Source organism: Thioalkalivibrio sp. ALE28 (genome assembly GCF_000377425.1).
Lineage (GTDB): Bacteria > Pseudomonadota > Gammaproteobacteria > Ectothiorhodospirales > Ectothiorhodospiraceae > Thioalkalivibrio.
In genome coordinates, this window is record NZ_KB898097.1 from 124,287 (window position 1) to 140,560 (window position 16,274).

The 16,274-nt window shown below is 67.6% G+C and carries 14 protein-coding genes and 2 pseudogenes; 6 read left to right on the plus strand and 10 right to left on the minus strand.

Features of this window, described 5'->3' with window-relative positions:
• Nucleotides 1-49 precede the first annotated feature (49 nt).
• The 3 genes from D105_RS0106765 to scpB are packed head-to-tail and all read left to right on the plus strand — an operon-like array spanning nucleotide 50 to nucleotide 2,871.
• A complete protein-coding gene (locus D105_RS0106765) occupies nucleotides 50-1,270 on the plus strand; it encodes a tryptophan--tRNA ligase (RefSeq protein ID WP_018876185.1) in 1,221 nt (406 codons plus the stop codon).
• 9 nt (nucleotides 1,271-1,279) lie between these two features.
• A complete protein-coding gene (locus D105_RS0106770) occupies nucleotides 1,280-2,149 on the plus strand; it encodes a ScpA family protein (protein WP_018876186.1) in 870 nt (289 codons plus the stop codon).
• An 8-nt stretch (nucleotides 2,150-2,157) separates the two neighbouring features.
• Nucleotides 2,158-2,871, plus strand: coding sequence for an SMC-Scp complex subunit ScpB (scpB, locus tag D105_RS0106775; protein WP_019592967.1), 714 nt, complete (start codon nucleotides 2,158-2,160; stop codon nucleotides 2,869-2,871).
• Here the strand turns inward: scpB and D105_RS0106780 are convergent.
• The gene (locus tag D105_RS0106780) at nucleotides 2,868-3,605 is read right to left on the minus strand and encodes an FKBP-type peptidyl-prolyl cis-trans isomerase (RefSeq protein WP_196801064.1); all 738 of its coding nucleotides are present in this window, start codon (nucleotides 3,603-3,605) and stop codon (nucleotides 2,868-2,870) included. The genes scpB and D105_RS0106780 overlap by 4 nt on opposite strands.
• 330 nt (nucleotides 3,606-3,935) lie before the next feature.
• Between D105_RS0106780 and D105_RS0106785 the strand changes: the two genes are divergently transcribed.
• The gene (locus D105_RS0106785; RefSeq protein WP_018877942.1) at nucleotides 3,936-5,267 is read left to right on the plus strand and encodes a sulfite oxidase; all 1,332 of its coding nucleotides are present in this window, start codon (nucleotides 3,936-3,938) and stop codon (nucleotides 5,265-5,267) included.
• A gap of 9 nt (nucleotides 5,268-5,276) precedes the next feature.
• Nucleotides 5,277-5,603: a hypothetical protein gene (locus D105_RS0106790; RefSeq protein ID WP_018877943.1), complete on the plus strand. Its 327-nt coding sequence runs from the start codon at nucleotides 5,277-5,279 to the stop codon at nucleotides 5,601-5,603.
• A gap of 112 nt (nucleotides 5,604-5,715) precedes the next feature.
• On the opposite strand, the gene rlmKL is transcribed toward D105_RS0106790, so the two are convergent.
• From rlmKL to D105_RS14175, 7 genes and pseudogenes are all read right to left on the minus strand, one after another.
• Nucleotides 5,716-7,938: a bifunctional 23S rRNA (guanine(2069)-N(7))-methyltransferase RlmK/23S rRNA (guanine(2445)-N(2))-methyltransferase RlmL gene (gene rlmKL / locus D105_RS0106795; protein WP_018877944.1), complete on the minus strand. Its 2,223-nt coding sequence runs from the start codon at nucleotides 7,936-7,938 to the stop codon at nucleotides 5,716-5,718.
• 67 nt (nucleotides 7,939-8,005) lie between these two features.
• The gene (locus tag D105_RS0106800) at nucleotides 8,006-8,794 is read right to left on the minus strand and encodes an ABC transporter permease (protein ID WP_018877945.1); all 789 of its coding nucleotides are present in this window, start codon (nucleotides 8,792-8,794) and stop codon (nucleotides 8,006-8,008) included.
• Complete coding sequence (locus tag D105_RS0106805; protein ID WP_018866506.1) at nucleotides 8,794-9,699, minus strand: ABC transporter ATP-binding protein; 906 nt, start codon at nucleotides 9,697-9,699, stop codon at nucleotides 8,794-8,796. The genes D105_RS0106800 and D105_RS0106805 overlap by 1 nt, the downstream gene beginning before the upstream one ends.
• Before the next feature lie 132 nt (nucleotides 9,700-9,831).
• Nucleotides 9,832-10,278, minus strand: a complete 447-nt coding sequence (locus tag D105_RS0106810) for a DsrE family protein (RefSeq protein ID WP_019583198.1) — start codon at nucleotides 10,276-10,278, stop codon at nucleotides 9,832-9,834.
• Between the two features lie 282 nt (nucleotides 10,279-10,560).
• A complete protein-coding gene (locus D105_RS0106815) occupies nucleotides 10,561-11,010 on the minus strand; it encodes a DsrE family protein (RefSeq protein WP_018866508.1) in 450 nt (149 codons plus the stop codon).
• Nucleotides 11,011-11,207: 197 nt separating this feature from the next.
• Nucleotides 11,208-11,537: pseudogene (locus tag D105_RS14170) on the minus strand (EamA/RhaT family transporter); the annotation flags it as partial.
• Between the two features lie 284 nt (nucleotides 11,538-11,821).
• Nucleotides 11,822-12,352 (minus strand): annotated as a pseudogene (locus D105_RS14175) (EamA family transporter); the annotation flags it as partial.
• A 76-nt stretch (nucleotides 12,353-12,428) separates the two neighbouring features.
• Here D105_RS14175 and D105_RS0106825 point away from each other — a divergent pair.
• Entirely contained in the window at nucleotides 12,429-13,337 is a 909-nt protein-coding gene (locus D105_RS0106825; protein WP_018877946.1) for an NAD(P)-dependent oxidoreductase, read from the plus strand.
• A gap of 4 nt (nucleotides 13,338-13,341) precedes the next feature.
• Here D105_RS0106825 and D105_RS0106830 read toward each other — a convergent pair whose 3' ends face one another.
• Both D105_RS0106830 and D105_RS0106835 read right to left on the minus strand, forming a co-directional pair.
• Complete coding sequence (locus D105_RS0106830; protein ID WP_018877947.1) at nucleotides 13,342-14,643, minus strand: NRAMP family divalent metal transporter; 1,302 nt, start codon at nucleotides 14,641-14,643, stop codon at nucleotides 13,342-13,344.
• Nucleotides 14,640-16,175, minus strand: a complete 1,536-nt coding sequence (locus D105_RS0106835; protein ID WP_018877948.1) for a GGDEF domain-containing protein — start codon at nucleotides 16,173-16,175, stop codon at nucleotides 14,640-14,642. The genes D105_RS0106830 and D105_RS0106835 overlap by 4 nt, the downstream gene beginning before the upstream one ends.
• Nucleotides 16,176-16,274: the final 99 nt, after the last annotated feature.

A 16,274-nucleotide genomic window follows, 5' to 3' on the forward strand; every position in this document is an offset into this window, starting at 1 on the left:
CTGACCGGGCGTGGATGCGCCCGTTTCCTGACAGGAAGGGATTGATTCCGTGAGCAGCAATCAGGGTAGCAACCAGCGTGTGCTCTCCGGCATGCGCCCCACCGGGCGCCTGCATCTGGGCCATTATCACGGTGTGCTGAAGAACTGGATCGAGTTGCAGCACAACTACGAGTGCTTCTTCTTCGTCGCCGACTGGCATGCGCTGACCACCCACTACGAGGACCCCGGTGACCTGCAGCAGCATGTGACCGAGATGGTCATCGACTGGCTGGCGGCGGGTGTGAGCCCCGGGTCCGCGACACTGTTCGTGCAGTCGCGCGTGCCCGAGCATGCCGAGCTGCATCTGCTGCTGTCGATGATCACGCCGCTGGGCTGGCTGGAACGGGTACCGACCTGGAAAGACCAGCAGGAGCAGCTGCGCGAGAAGGATCTGGCGACCTACGGCTTCCTCGGCTATCCGGTACTGCAAAGCGCGGACGTGCTGGCCTATCGCGCCGGCATGGTCCCGGTGGGCGAGGACCAGGTGTCGCACCTGGAAGTCACGCGCGAGATCGCGCGGCGCTTCAACCACCTCTACGGCCGCGAGCCGGGCTTCGCCGAGAAGGCGGAGGCCGCCGCCGACAAGATGGGCAAGAAGGCCGCCAAGCGTTACCGCGACCTGCGCAAGCGCTACCAGGAGCAGGGCGAGGACGAGGCCCTGGAGGTGGCGCGGGCGATGCTCGAGTCGCAGCAGAACATCTCGCTGGGCGACCGCGAGCGCCTGTTCGGCTACCTCGAGGGGGGCGGCAAGATCATCCTGCCGGAACCGCAGGCGCGCCTGACTCCGGCCTCGAAGATGCCGGGGCTGGACGGGCGCAAGATGTCCAAGAGCTACGGCAATACCATCAGCCTGCGCACTGAGCCGGCCGAGGTGGAGAGCCTGATTCGCACCATGCCCACCGACCCTGCGCGGGTGCGGCGCACGGACCCCGGCGATCCGGCCAAGTGCCCGGTGTGGGATCTGCACAAGGTCTACACCAGCGAGAGTCAGCGTGAGGAACTCTACACCGGCTGCACCACGGCCGGTATCGGCTGTCTGGACTGCAAGCGGCCCCTGATCGAGGCGGTGCAGGCGGAGCTGGAGCCGATCCAGCAGCGCGCGAAGGAATACGCCGAGGACCCCGCGCTGGTCCGGTCCATCATCGTCGAGGGCTCCGAGGCGGCCCGCGAGGAGGCGCGCGAGACCCTGGAAGAGGTGCGCCGGGCCATGGGGCTGGACTACCTGCGATGAGCCCGGGGCATGGATCCGCACGCTGACGCGAACGACGACCTCGAGCGCCCCGCGACGGTCGAGACCGGCGCGGACGGCGAGGTGCTTTATCGCGTGCACGGCGAGCCGGTGGCCGAACTGCCGGCCGATCTCTACATCCCGCCCGATGCCCTGGAGGTCTTTCTTGACTCCTTCGAGGGGCCGCTGGATCTGCTGCTGTATCTGATCCGGCGGCAGAACCTCGACATCCTGGCGATCCCCATCGCCGAGATAACCCGCCAGTACATGGCCTACATCGAGGTGATGCGGGCCCTGCGCCTGGAGCTGGCCGGCGAATACCTGGTGATGGCCGCGCTGCTGGCCGAGATCAAGTCGCGCATGCTGCTGCCGCGGCCGAAGGAGGCCGAGGCGGACGAGGACGCCGACCCGCGCATGGCCCTGATCCGTCAGTTGCAGGAGTACGAACAGTTCAAGACCGCGGCCGAGCGCCTGGATGCACTGCCGCGCATGGACCGTGACGTGTTCGCCGCGGGCGCCAGCGTCGAGGCACTGGAGGGTCCGCCGCCCCCGGCCCCGAGCATGGACGAGCTGATGGAGGCCCTGGCCGCGGTGATGCACCGCGCCAGTCTGATGGCGCACCACCATGTCTCCACCGAACAGTTGTCGGTGCGCGAGCGTATGTCCAGCATCCTCGACAGCCTGCACCCCGAGCGCTTCACCGATTTCGTGGCCCTGCTGCTGGCTGCCGAGGGGCGCCAGGGCGTGGTGGTATCGTTTCTGGCGGTGCTGGAGCTGACCAAGGCGGGCCTGGTCGAATGGGGCCAGAGCGAGCCCTACAGCCCCATCCGGCTGCGCCGGCGCGGGGCGGCCGTAGACGATGAGGGGGGAGTGCCGGCGTGAGCGACACGATGGATTCAACGATCCACGCACCCGTGGCGGCCGCAGATGACGATCAGCTGCGGGCCGTCGAGCTGGCGGTGGAGGCGGTGCTGTTCGCGGCCGCCGAGCCCGTCGCCCCCCGCGACCTGAAGGCGGCCTGCGAGGACCTCGGCGAGATCGATCAGGCGTTACTCGAACAGGCGCTGGGCCGTCTTGAGGAGCGCTACCGGGACCGCGCCATTGAACTGGTTCGGTCCGCCGGGGGCTATCGCTTCCGCGTGCGCTCGCGTTTCTCCGCCACCGTACAGGCGGCTCAGCCCGAACGCCCGGCGCGCCTGTCGCGGGCGCTGCTGGAGACGCTGGCGATTATCGCCTACCGCCAGCCGGTCACGCGCGCCGAGATCGAGGCCGTGCGCGGGGTGGCGGTCAGCTCGGGCATCATGCGCACGCTGCAGGAGCGCGAATGGGTGCGCGTGGTGGGTCACAAGGAGGTCCCCGGACGCCCGGCGCTGTATGCGACCACGCGCGGCTTTCTGGACGACCTGGGGCTCAAGCGCCTGGAGGAGCTGCCGCCGCTGGACCAGATCCGCGATCTGGCCGACGTGGCGTCGGACGCGGGGCTGAGCCTGGCACCGCCGGAAGCGGAAGAAGACACTGGCCCGGGCACGAACCAGCGGCTGGATTTCGACGTCGCAGACGCCGAGCCGGAACCGGACTCCCGGTCCGGCTCAGCCCATAGTTAGCACTGGGCCGTTTCGGCCGCCTCGGGGCAGTCGTGCTGCACCAGACGGTTCTCGGCCAACCACTCCATGATGCCGTCGGTCACGTTGTAGAGGTTGTCGTAGCCGAGACCGTCCGCCAGCGCGCGGGCGAGGGCGCTGGTCCGGTTGCCCACGCGGCAGATCAGCACGACCTCTTCGTCCGGGTCCACCAGGTCGGTGAAGCGTTGCCCGAACTCCGGATGCAGGTCGCCGTTCTCGTCGAAAGCGGTAATGCGATGGCTGCCCTCGATCACGCCGGTCTCCGCCCACTCGTCCGGCCGGCGGATGTCGACGATTGTCGCGCCTTCCTCGATCTTCTCCGCCAGTCCCTCGTTGTCCAGGCCACTGAAGGGCGCCCGCTCGACCTCCAGCACCTCGACCTCGAAGCGCAGCGTGGCGTTGGACGGGATGATGTTGCCCGCGCCGCGTTCGCCGTAGCCAAGCTCCGGCGGGATCACGATCTCGCGCTTGCCACCCTCGCGCATGCCCATCACCCCCTGTTCGAAGCCGGGGATGACCTGGCCCCGGCCGAGGGTCAGCGCGAACGGTCTATCGGTCTCGCGACTGGAGTCGAACACGCTGCCGTCGTCTTCGAGGGTGCCGGTGTAATGCAGGATCGCCGTGTCGTGGCGAACGATCTCTGGACCCTCCCCGCGTTCCACCTCGTGGATTTCGATGGAAGGCTCGGATTCCGCACTGGCGGTTCCTGTGACCATCAGGGCCGCAACCAGCGCAGCCGAAAACATAACAATAGGGGTATATACGAACTGATGAATTCGGTTCTTCATTATGTAGATTCCACTAATATTAAACATTTGTGATAAGTCTTTATTGTCAGTGGCTTGCGGTTTATTTGTGGTCGGCATTCTATACCGTATTCCGGGCCCCGAATACAGGTGTTAGAGGAGGCATTCTGGAACCCGTAAAAAATCCCGATATTTTATTGCAGGTTTTTAGAACATGTACTAAAAATTCACTCGGCTGTCTCAGGGAGAGAGGGGCAGCACATGCGATTTCGATCCGAAGTACAAGCCGGAGGCTGGCAAATGACAGACCACAAGAACGATCATACCGAGCTGGAAAACAAATCCGAAGAAGCGATCAAGGAAACCGGGGAGCTGACCGAGACGGGCGCGGCCCGTCGTAGCTTCCTGGGCAAACTGGGCAAGGGCGGCGCCGCCCTGGCCGTGTTCGGCATGGGGGCGGAGACCGCCATGCAGACCATGTTCAACCGCAGCACCCTGTCGAGCGCCGTCGCCGCCGGCATCGAGGGCTTCCACGTGGAAGGCAAGGTGGACGGGTTCATCTGGCTGAATGATCGCCCGATCAACGGCGAGCTGCCGCCGCACCTGCTGCACGACGAGGTCACCCCGTTCCCCAACATGTTCATCCGTAACAACGGCGTCCCGCCGGAAAAGGCCGGCATCGATGCCGCGGCCTGGACCCTCACCGTGCACGGTGAGGCGGCAAATCAGGAGAAGTCCTATACGATCGCCGATCTCAAGGAGAAGTTCGAGCACCATACCCTGCAGATCTGGATCGAGTGTGGCGGCAACGGCCGTGCCGCATTCGAGCCGTCCCCGCGTGGCAACCAGTGGGATCTGGGTGCGGTCGGCTGCCCGACCTGGACCGGGGTGCGCCTGCGCGACGTGCTGGAAGACGTCGGCTACGACGCGGACAAGGCCGTGTACATCGGTTACAAGGCGGGCGATGCCCACCTCAGCGGTCGCGACGACCTGGACGCCCTGTCCCGTGGCTGCCCGATGCGCAAGGCCCTGGAGGACGAGACCATCATTGCCTGGGCGATGAATGGCGAAGACATCCCGGAACAGCACGGCTACCCGCTGCGCCTGATTACGCCTGGCTTCCCGGGTTCCGCCAGCGGCAAGTGGCTGACCGAGATCCTGGTGCGCGACCGCGAGCATGACGGTCAGGGCATGACCGGCCACAGCTACCGCATGCCGCGTCATCCGGTGGAGCCGGGTGCTGACGTGCCGAACGAGGACATGGTCGTCCTCGAGGAAATGCCGGTGAAGTCGCTGATCACGTATCCGCAGACCGGCGTCGAGACCACCGCTGGCAGCACGCTGAAGGTCGCGGGCAAGGCGTGGGATGGCTACGGCGATGTCGAGGAGCTCCACGTGTCGACCGACTACGGGGTAACCTGGCAGAAAGCCGACTTGAAGCGGCCGGTCAACAAGTTTGCCTGGCAAACCTGGGAGGTGGACATCGAGTTCCCCGAGCAGGGTTTCTATCAGGTGTGGGCCGTGGCCACCAACAGCAAGGGCGACCGTCAGCCGATGGTGCTGCCGGGCTGGAACCCGCGCGGTTACGGCAACAACAAGGCCCACCACATCGATGTCCGAGTCAAAGCGTAAGGAGCACGAATGAAGTCGAAGATGGTCCTGTTGTTGCCGGCCATCCTCGGCCTCCTCTGGGTGGCGCCCGCGATCGCGGGCGACCACGTCGAGGCCGCCGAGGAGTACGAGACCGATCCGGAAACCGGCCTGCTCAAGGCCCCGGGTTTCGATACCGTCAAGAATAATTGCACGGTTTGCCACTCGGCCCGGCTGTTCACGAGCCGCGGGTACACCCGCAAGATCTGGCTGGAACAGATCCGCTGGATGCAGGACACCCAGGGGCTCTGGGAATTCGCTCCCGAAGTGGAGGAAGAGATCCTGGACTATCTGGAAACCTACTACCCACCGCGTTGATCCTGACACGGTGATGACGAAACGCCCCGGCTGGTCCGGGGCGTTTTTTTGGGGCCTCACTGCATGTTGGCAGGGCGTCGCGCGGGTCGGCGGAAGCGCCTCGGCGATTCGGCTATCCGGCGTTGGCGGGTGTGATCGCCCAGCAGCGATGGGGAGGCGGCGGACGGCGGAAATCCTCGTCCAGGGTCTCGCGGGTGATGTCGCGGGCATCGAGCCCGGTCAGCGCCGCGTGGTCCAGCTCGAAGCGGCGGCGGTTGGTGGAGAAGTACAGCACGCCATCCGGGGTGAGCAGGCGCGCCGCCGCAAGGATCAGCGGCACATGATCGCGCTGGACCTCGAAGTCATCCTCGGTGCGCTTGGAGTTGGAGAAGGTGGGCGGGTCCAGAAAGATCCGCTCGAAGACCATGCCGGGCATGTCGGTGGCGCCCTCCAGCCAGCGCACCACGTCCTCGCGCAGCAGCGTGTGGGTGCCCGGAAGGCGACGGCTGCGGCCATCGCGGATTTCGGCCTCCAGGCCATTGGCGCGGAAGTTCGCCTCGGCCCATTCCAGGTAGGTATTGGACAGGTCCACGGACACGGTCTGGCGTGCGCTGCCCACCGCGGCATGCACGCTGACCGCGGCGGTGTAGCAGAACAGGTTCAGCAGGCGCAGGCCGCGGCATTCCTGCTGCAGTCGCAGGCGCATCGGGCGGTGGTCCAGGAACAGCCCGGAATCCAGATAGGCATCCAGGTCCACCCGCAGGCGGCAACCGTGTTCGACCACCGTGAAGGGCGCGGCTTCGGCGGCCTCGGCGCGCTGGTACTGCGAGCGCCCCTTCTGGGCCCGGCGTTGCTTGTAGTGCAGGTGCGCGGGTTCGACGCCGGTGACCTCCAGGGTGGCGGCCAGTGCGCCGCGCAGGCGGGCCTCGGCTCGGGCGGGCTCGACGCTGGCGGGGGCGGCGAACTCCTGCACATGCAGATGCAGTGTCCCGTCTTCCGCCTCGTAGCGGTCGATCTGCAGGGGATATTCGGCCAGGTCGGAATCGTAGATGCGGTAGCAGGTGATGCCCTGGCGCCGCGCCCAGCGGGTCAGGTGACGCAGGTTCTTCTGCAGCCGGTTGGCGAAGTCCGGCGCCGGGGCAGCCGGCGGTTCCTCGCGGCGATGGATCTCGAACTGGAGCAGGTGGCAGGCGAGGGTGCCGTTGTAGAAGCGGTGCTTGTGGCTGGCACGCAGGCCCAGCCGCTGCGAGTCGGTGGTATCCGCGACCAGCAGGGCGACGTGCCAGCCGCCAAACGCGCTGCGCAGGCGCTCGCCCAGCAGGCTGTAGAGCTTGATCAGCTCCGGTGTGTTGCCGATGCGTTCGCCGTAGGGCGGGTTGCTGACCAGCATGCCGTGATCGGCCGGGGGCTCCAGGGTCAGGGCATCGGCCTGATCGAAGCGCGTGCAGTCGTCCACACCCGCGGCCCGGGCCGCCTTGCGGGCGGCGGCCACCGCGCCCCGGTCGCGGTCGCTGCCCAGCAGGGGCGGGCCCTGCCAGGGGCGTACGGTATCGCGGGCCTCGGCCAGGCAGCGGTCCCAGAGCTCCGCATCATGGCCGGACCAGCCCCGGGCCCGGAATCCCGTGCGCAGCAGCCCCGGTGCGGTACGGGTCGCCATCAGCGCCGCTTCGATCACCAGCGTCCCGCTGCCGCAGAACGGGTCGAGGAACGGCGCGTCCGGATGGGCCTCCAGGTGCTCCGGCCAGCCGGCGCGAATCAGCAGCGCGGCGGCCAGGTTCTCGCGCAGCGGGGCCTGGCCGCCCGCGCCGCGATAGCCGCGTCGGTGCAGGCCCCCGTTACCGATGTCCAGGCTCAGCTGCGCCTGCCGGCCCTGCAGTTGCAGCAGTACGCGTACGTCCGGGTCGGCCGCGTCCACGTCGGGGCGTTCGCCGGTAACGGCGCGAAAGGCGTCGGCGATGCCGTCCTTCACCCGCACCCCGGCGAAATGAGTATGCCGGATGTGCGAGCTCTTGCCCGTCACGTCCACCGCGAAGGTGGCCTCGAGACCGAACAGGGCGGGCCAGTCCAGGGCCCGGCTGGCGGCGTGGCAGGCATCGCCGTCGGGTTCGTCGAAACGGGCCAGGGGCAGCAGGATGCGGCTGGCCACCCGGCTGCCGAGCAGGCAGCGGTACAGCGTGGCAAGGTCCGCCCGGAAGTGGATGCCGGCGCGGTCCTCGCGCAGATCCGTCGCGCCGAAGCCCTCCAGCTCCCGCGCGACCAGCGGGGCCAGCCCGCCGGCGGCGGTTGCGAGATACGTGCGGGTTGTGGCCGCCGGGTCGTAGGGCAGGATCGTGTCGTCGGCAGGGGTGTCGGTCATTGCGGGCTCGGACAGGCAGGGCGGGAAGGCCGCTTATTCTGGCACACCCGGCGGCGCGTTCGGCCCCTCAGCGCAGCAGGCGGCGGCGGATCAGGAAGGTCGCGAGGACGATGGCGCCGCCGCCGTAGGCGGCGATCACCGTCAGATGCGGCAGCCAGGCGTCCGGCCAGGCGCCGGTCATCAGCGGGCGGACGATCTCGAGCACATGCGCCAGCGGCAGGGCCAGCGCCAGGCCCTGCACCCAGCCGGGCAGCTCGGTGAGCGGGAAGAACACACCGGAGAGCAGGAGCATGGGGGTTACCGCCAGAGTGAAGTAGTAGAGGAAGAAGTCGTAGCTGCGCGCCAGCGCGGTGATCACCAGCGCCAGCGCGCCGAAGGTGAATGCGGCCAGGAAGATCACCGGCAGCGCGAGCAGTGCGCGGGCATCGCTGACCAGCCCCAGCAGGCTGGCGACGACCAGAATGGTGATGGCGCTGATCAGGCCCTTGGTCGCCGCCCAGACGGCCTCGGCGAAGACGATGTCGTCAAGCGTGAGTGGGGTGGCGAGCATGCCCAGCCAGGTGTTCTGCTCCGCCATGCGGGTGTAGGCGGAGTACATGCCCTCGAAGCTGGCGGTGAACATCGCGGAGGAGCAGATAATCCCGGAGGCGATGAACACCATATAACTCATACCATCGAGGTCGCCCACCAGGCGGCCGAAACCGTAGCCAAACGCCAGCAGGTACAGGATCGGCTCGCCGAAGTTGCCGAGCATCGACGGCACGATCAGCTTGCGCCAGACCAGCGCATTGCGCCGCCAGACGGCGACGAAGCGCAGGCTGGGACGGGGCAGCAGGGGCATCGCGGGATGGGCCATCAGTCGCGCAGCTCGTGTCCGGTGAGTTTCAGAAAGACGTCTTCCAGGTCGGCCTCGCGCAGGGTGGGCTCGTGGCCGAGCGCGCGCAGGCGTTCGCGCAGGCGGTCCGGCTCGGTCGTGTAGACCAGCCAGGTATCGGCCACCTGGTGGGCGCGGTCCTTCGCCCCCAGTTCGCGCTGCAGCACATCGCCGGCCCCGGCCCCGCCGACGGTCAGCACCCAGGGTTCGATGTGCTCGGCGATCAGACGGCTGGGGGCGTCACAGGCGATGATGCGGCCGTGGTCGATGATCGCGATGCGATCGCACAGCTCCTGGGCCTCCTCCATGTAGTGCGTGGTCAGCACCAACGTTACCCCGGAGGCGCGCAGCGCCCGCAGCTGGCGCCACAGGTGATGGCGGGCCTGCGGGTCCAGCCCGGTGGTGGGTTCGTCCAGGACGACCACCTCCGGCTCGTTGATCAGGGCGCGTGCCAGGGTCAGGCGTCGCTTCATGCCGCCGGACAGGGCGTCGATACGCGCGCCGCGCTTGTCGTTCAGGTTGACCTGCTCCAGCAGCCGGTCAATGCGCGCCTCCACCGTTGGTCCGGCCAGGCCGAAGTAGGCAGCGTAGGTGCGCATGTTCTCGATCACGGTGAAGTCGGGGTCGAGGGTGTCGAACTGCGGCACGATGCCCAGTCGTTCGCGCACGGCGCGTTCGCCCTCGGGCATCGGCAGGCCCAGGACCTCGACCCGGCCACCGTCGATCGGGGTCATGCCGAGCAGCATGCGCAGGGTGGTGGTCTTGCCGGCCCCGTTGGGACCCAGCAGCCCGAAGAATTCGCCCGGAGCGATCTCGAGGTCCACGCCGTCGACCACGTGGATGCCGTCGTAGGTCTTGCGGAGCTGGTCGATACGGATCGCGGACATGGCGGGGCTCGCGGCGAAGGGGTGCGCATACCATACCGGTTCGGGGGCCTGCTCCCAATGGCCCGGGGCCGCGCCATCAAAAAGGCCCGGATCGTCTGATCCGGGCCGGTCGTTCTGATACCGCTGCCGACGTTACGGACGGCTGTAGGTATAACCCTGGTGCTGCAACCAGGAAATATGGGCCACGCCGCTGGGGATCACGTCGTCCTCGGAGGCATCGAACAGCTCGTCCAGTGCGATGTTGCGCCCGCGCAGGGTGTTCGCGCAGACCTGGAACTCCACGTCCTGCATCTTCAGGTTCTCGATGCGCCCGCGCAGGTTCTCGTTGGTCATCGCGGTCTGGAGCAGGCCGAGGCCATCGCCATGCATGACGACCTTGATGTCCATGTTCTCGGCGCCGACCGCGTTGATGTGGTTCTGGATGTTGCCCATCGCCGCCATGTAGCGCCGTTCGTCATCGTAGTTCACGTGGTAGACGACCTTGTGATAGCCATAGTCGAAGTCGCCCGCGGCGGCCAGGCCGGGGAGGCTCAGCACCATCGCGAGCAGGGCGGGAAGGATCAGTTTCATTGCGTTCATTGCACAGGTTCCTCTCCTGAAACAATCACGAACCCGGGCGGGTCTTGGGTACGCCACGGGGCCTTGCGCCGGGGTTGGCGCGCCGCGACCGGGGGCTTCACTGGGAAGGCGGTCGGCGGCTGTTTATAAGACGCACCGGGCATGCGCCTATTCCCGTCCGGGCGGGCTTGAAGGGGTGTTCTTCGGTTCGGATGGGAGCAAAGAAAAGGGCCCGGGAAGGCCCGGGCCCGAAGCGACGACCGGGAGATGGCGGCCGCCGCGGGGGGAACTTGCCTGAAACGCCTACGGGCGCACGTAGGTGTAGCCCTGCTGCTGCAGATGCGACAGGTGGGCCACGCCGCTCGGGATGATGTCGTCCGCGGAGGCGTCGTAGAGATCATTGGCGATATCGATGTTCCGGCCGACCACGGTGTTGTTGCACACCTGGAAGTCCACGTCCTGCATCTTCAGCTGGTCGACGAAGGCCTTCAGGTCTTCGTTCGACTTGGCGTGCTGCAGCAGGCTGAGCCCGTTTCCATGCATCACTACCTTGATGCTCATGCGGTCGGCGCCAACGGCGTTGATGTGGTTCTGGATGTTGCGCATCGCGCCGATCTGACGCTGTTCGTTGTCGTGGTTTACGTGGTAGACCACTTTCTGTTCGGAGTAGCCGTTGTCGTTGGCCAGGGCGGTGCCCGGCAGGACGAATGCGGCAGCGGCCAGGGCCAGCGGAAGGATGTAGCGTTTTTTCATGATCGGGCTCCTGCTTGTGTTCCCGTGTGTTCGTTGTCGATACGCCCGGGGCGTATGTCGCGCTGCAAGCAGCTGACCGGATCCGGTGGCGGGCTTCCATGCCTTTCGTTTCCGGTTACAGGTAGGACGGGAACTATCCGCGATTATTCCGATCAGAATCTAGATAACTGCCTGATCATATGTAGAAAAGTAGAACATTAGGGGATGTTGTTTCGTATGCCCCAGGTGGCGTGCAGGGCCAGGGTCAGGAGTACCAGGCCACCGGCCAGCAGCGTGAAGCGGCCCGGGGCCTCGGCCAGGAACAGCCAGACCCAGAGCGTTCCGAACACCGCCTCCAGGACCAGGAACAGCGCGACCTCGCCGGCCGGCAGGAAACGGGTCGACAGGGCGATCAGCGCGAGTGCCAGAGGGAGCTGGACCAGCCCCATCACGGCGAGTACCGCGAAGCTGTCGAGCGTGATCGCAAGCGGCGAGGCCAGCGGCCAGGCGATCACGGCCGCCAGCAGCCCGCCCGCCGCGATCACGGCTAGGGAAACACTGATCAATGTTCACGCTCGCGTTGGCACCCCAGGTTTTCCGAGACAAGGCGCGGTGCGCAGCGGGTAGTGGTTCTACCCGCAAGTGGCGCAACGCAGGATCGGGGAACCTGGGGTGCCAACCCCACAAATCATTCAATGCAGGGGCTCGGCCGCTTTTGTGCGCGCACAGCGTTGCGGCTCCCTTGTGCAGAATGACTGCACGGCAGTCACCGCGCCTTGTTCGCACGCAAAAGCGACTCGAGCGCGAGCGTGCACATTGATCAGTGTTTCCCTAGGCGATCCACCCGTGGCGACCGCCGCAGCAACGTCAGGTTAATGCCGATCACCAGAGCGGCCAGCAGCGCAAGCCCGTCCCCCAGCCAGCCCCCGGCCTCCAGCGACCCGGCAAATACGCCGATGATCCCGCCGAGGCAGACCAGCATCGCGACCCAGGTCCGCGGGGGCACCCACTCGCGCAGCAGTACCCCGGAAAACACGGCGGCGAACAGCGGCGAGGCGGCCAGGATCACGACCACGTTGGCGACCGTGGTGTGCAGGATGGCCAGCACGAAAAGGATGGTGGTGGCGGCAAAGCCTGCCGAGACCCAGCCGGCATCCGCGCCGCCCAGGCGCAGGTGGGTCCAGGCCCAGCGCCCGTCGAGGACACGCAGCAACAGGGTCAGGGCAAGCGCCATCAGCAGCCCGCGCCAGAAGACGATGTTCATGCCCTGAGTGTCGGCCAGGCGCACCAGCAGCCCGTCGAAGCTGAGCGCCATCACACCGGTGAAGGCGAGCAGCGAGCCGTGCAGGTGTTCGCGTTGCATGATTCGGGTCACCCTCCATGTGCCGCTTTTCCAGCGGGGTTGTTACAGTGCGTGGGTACCGTTTTCGGAGTGCCCTATGTCCGCATCCCCCATCCCGCCCGAACTGCAGCCGATCGGGGCCATTGGCCTCGGCATCATGGGCGCGCCCATGAACCGCAACCTCCTGGCCGCCGGGGCCGAAGTTCGTGTCTGGGCACGCCGGCCGGAGACGGCGGAGGCACTCGCGCAGGAGGGGGCGCAGTCGTGCGCGAGCCTCCCGGAGCTGGTTCGCGGCGTGCGGGTTCTGGTGCTGAATGTGTCCGATACGCCGGATGTCGAGGCGCTGATGCTGGGCCCGGACGGCATCCTGGAGCACGCCCGTCCCGGCCTGATCGTGATCGACCACAGCACCATCGACCCGATGCGGACGCGCGCCATCGCGCGCGCGGCCGCCGAACGCGAAGTGACCTTCGTGGATGCCCCGGTCTCGGGGGGCGAGCCGGGTGCCCGCGCCGGTTCACTGAGCCTGATGGTAGGCGGCCCCGCCGCGGTGGTCGAGTCGCTGCGCCCGATCTTCGAGGTCGTGGGGTCCACCCTGACGCACGTCGGTGAAAGCGGGGCGGGACAGATCGCCAAGGCCTGCAACCAGCTGGTGGTGGGCGAGACGCTGGTCGCGGTGGGCGAGGCCTTCGCGCTGGCGGAGCAGTCGGGTGTGGATCCGGCCCGGGTCCGCGAGGCGCTGATGGGCGGCTTTGCCAGCTCGCGCATCCTGGAGGTGCATGGCCAGCGCCTGCTGGACGGGGACTTCGAGCCGGGGTTCCAGGTCGGGCTGTATCACAAGGACCTGGGCATCATCGCCGATCTGAGCCGGGACCTTGGGCTCGCGACCGATGGGCTCAAGCCGGTGCGCGAGGCCGTGGATGCAGCGCTTGAGGCCGGGCAGGCCCGGCATGATGTGTCGATCCTCGCCCGCTTCTGCGTGCGCGCCAGCGAACCCGCTTCCTGAGGGGTCAGAGCACGAAGCGCCAGACCAGCCAGGCCAGCGAAAACCCGGCCAGGAAGATGATGCCGGCCCAGGCCAGGGCACGCAGGCCGGGCCCGGGTCGGGCATCCGCCGGCATATCTGGTGACATCACCGCTCGGAAAGTGATCCAGGCGAGGATCGGGGCCGAGAGGAATGACAGGGTGGTCGCGATATCGACGAAGCGTGTGAACTGCTCGCCGGCGAGCCAGATCAGGGTCAACGCCCCGGTGGCGACGATCAGCAGGGCGATGCGATAGCCCCACCATTCCAGCCGGCCCTCGGCGCCCGTGTCCGGGTCGCTGCCCCGGGGCTGGTGGCTGTTCTCGCGCAGCGCGCGCAGGGTGGCCATGATCACTCGAGGGTAGGCGTCGGTCACGGCCAGGGTGGTGGAGAACATCGTGGTCAGCGCCGCGATCGCGATCAGGGAGCGACTCCACTCGCCCAGGCTCTGGGCGTAGAGATCCACCAGCTGCGCCGAGAAGGCGGCCGCCCCCGGGGCGAAGCCGACACCGCTGCCGTACATCAGCAGGGCCCCCAGGAGCATGAACACGAGTGCCAGCGCGGTGGCACCGAAGAAGCCCAGCCGGAAGTCGAACACGGCCTCGCGCACACTGGGGTGATGCCCGGTCATGCGTGCGCGTTCCTGGGTCCAGACCGAGTGCCAGGCCGCCACATCCAGCGGGATCGGCATCCATCCCAGCAACGCCAGCACGAAGGCGAAGCCGGCCAGGGTCCACAGATTCGACCATTCCCGGGCGCCGGAGAGCGCATGCCAGTCGGGGGCCTCCTGGAACGCCAGGGCGACCGCGACCACGGTGGAGACACTCAGCGCGGCCATGATGATCTTCATGCCCAGATCGAGCCCCTTGTAGGCCTCGACCATCAGGAAAGCGATGCAGGCGGCCAGGATCAGGGCGGAGAGTACGACCATCGACAGGTCCAGCCCGAAGACCAGGGCGAACAGCCCCGCGGTGGTCAGTGTCACCACGGCCTGGATGATGAACAGCGTGCCCAGCGTCACCGCGATGTACAAGCCCAGGGCCCAGTTGCCTAGCCGGTGATAGCCGGTCAGCAGGTTGTGCCCGGTGGCGGCCGCGTAGCGTGGCCCGAATTCCAGAAAGGGGTACTTGAACAGGCAGGCCAGGAGCACGATCGGGATCAGCAGCAGCCCGTATTCGGCGCCGCCACGGGTGGCCTGGACCAGATGCGAGACGCCCACCGCCGCGCCGGCCATCAGCAGGCCGGGTCCGATGGCGGCGCGCAGCGTGGCGCGGGTGGATGCGGTCATGAATCGATGTTTCCTTGATCGGTTGCTGCCGTGCCCGACTGGGGCAGGGCGTCGGTGCTGGCGATGATAATGCGGTCGCGTCCGCTGTTCTTGGCGGCGTACAGGGCCTGGTCGGCGCGGCCCAGCAGCGAATCGGCCGTATCCCCGGGGCGGAAGCTGGCAATGCCGCCGGAGCAGGTCTGGCCGCTGGGCATCGCCGCGCGCAGGCGCTCCAGGATATGGCGCGTCTGCCGGGCATCCGTATGCGGAAACACGATCACGAACTCCTCCCCGCCGAAGCGCGCCAGCAGGTCCGTGGGGCGCAGGCTCGGGCGCCAGGCGCGGACCATGTCGCGGAGCAGGGCGTCGCCGGCGGCATGGCCGTGGGTGTCGTTGTAGCGCTTGAAGTGATCGATATCCAGGAAGGCCAGGGTCAGTGGTCCGGCATTACGCTCGGCCCGCGCGATTTCGCGGTCCAGTTGCTCCTCCAGGTGGCGACGGTTGCCGACCCCGGTCAGTGCGTCGCTGCGGGAGAGGTGTTCCAGTCGCTGCGCCAGTACGTGGGTTTCGCGGAGCAGGCCTGCCATGCGGTACATCACCAGCAGGAACAGCAGGATGGACGCGATCGCGGCCACGCGGATGGTCTCCGTCTCGCCGCCGGCGGTGGCCAGGATCACCATGGGGACCAGCACCGAGGCCGCCCCCAGGATCAGCAGGCGCCGCCCGGAGAGCTCGGCAGGCGAGGTATGGGTTCGCGGTTCCACCCTCGCGGACGGGTGCCATGCGGCCGCCGCGATCAGCGCATAGGCCACGAGCCAGAGGGCGTCGGTCAGCCCGCCTGCCCGGTACCAGCCCGCAGAGTTGCCGTGGGCATACAGCAGGTCGGCGGCCAGATAGGCCAGCATCCCCAGCAGCAGGAAGCTGTGGGCAGTGATGCCCGTACGCTGCAGGAACACCAGGCGCAGCACCAGCACCAGCAGGATGAGATCGGCAACGGGGTAGCCCGTGGAGACCAGCAGTTGCAGCCAGCCGAGTCCGGGGTCGTAGGTGTAGGGGGCGATCAGCAGGGCCCAGCCGAGGACCGCGGCCGAGATCCCCACGATCAGCGCATCCACGAAGGCGCCATCGTTCCGCGCGGCCTGGGCCCCCAAGCGCCACAACGCCACGGCGAACAGCGGGTACACGGCGAGGTAGAAGACATCCGCGGCCGAAGGGAAGGGCTCCAGGCCCTGCAGGTCCAGCCAGTACCAGATGCCGTGCCCCGTGGCGGCCAGTGCCAGCGCGGCGGCGATCAGGGCCCAGGACGAGGCGGCGAACGGGCGTTGAGGGCGCAGGGTGGCGAGGGCAACTGCCACCGCGGCGCCGGCGGTCGTGATGACGTAGAGGGCGCTGGCCAGCGGGCCATGGGGCAGGGCGACATAGGCCATGGCCAGCACCAGGCCGATGCCCAGCAGTACGCTCCAGCCCTCCGGGCGCGGCCGTCGCGCGGTGCGGCGGGCGTCCCTGCTTGCGGCATGCGTGCTGCCACGCTGGATGTCGGCCGATTCCCCCATCGGCCGTATGGTGACAGACCGATGCAGGATTGTCCCGCCTCCGCGGCGGCGCGCGGCTCCCTCCGCAGGGGGGGGGCCTTAAGGAGACGCTGATTGAAT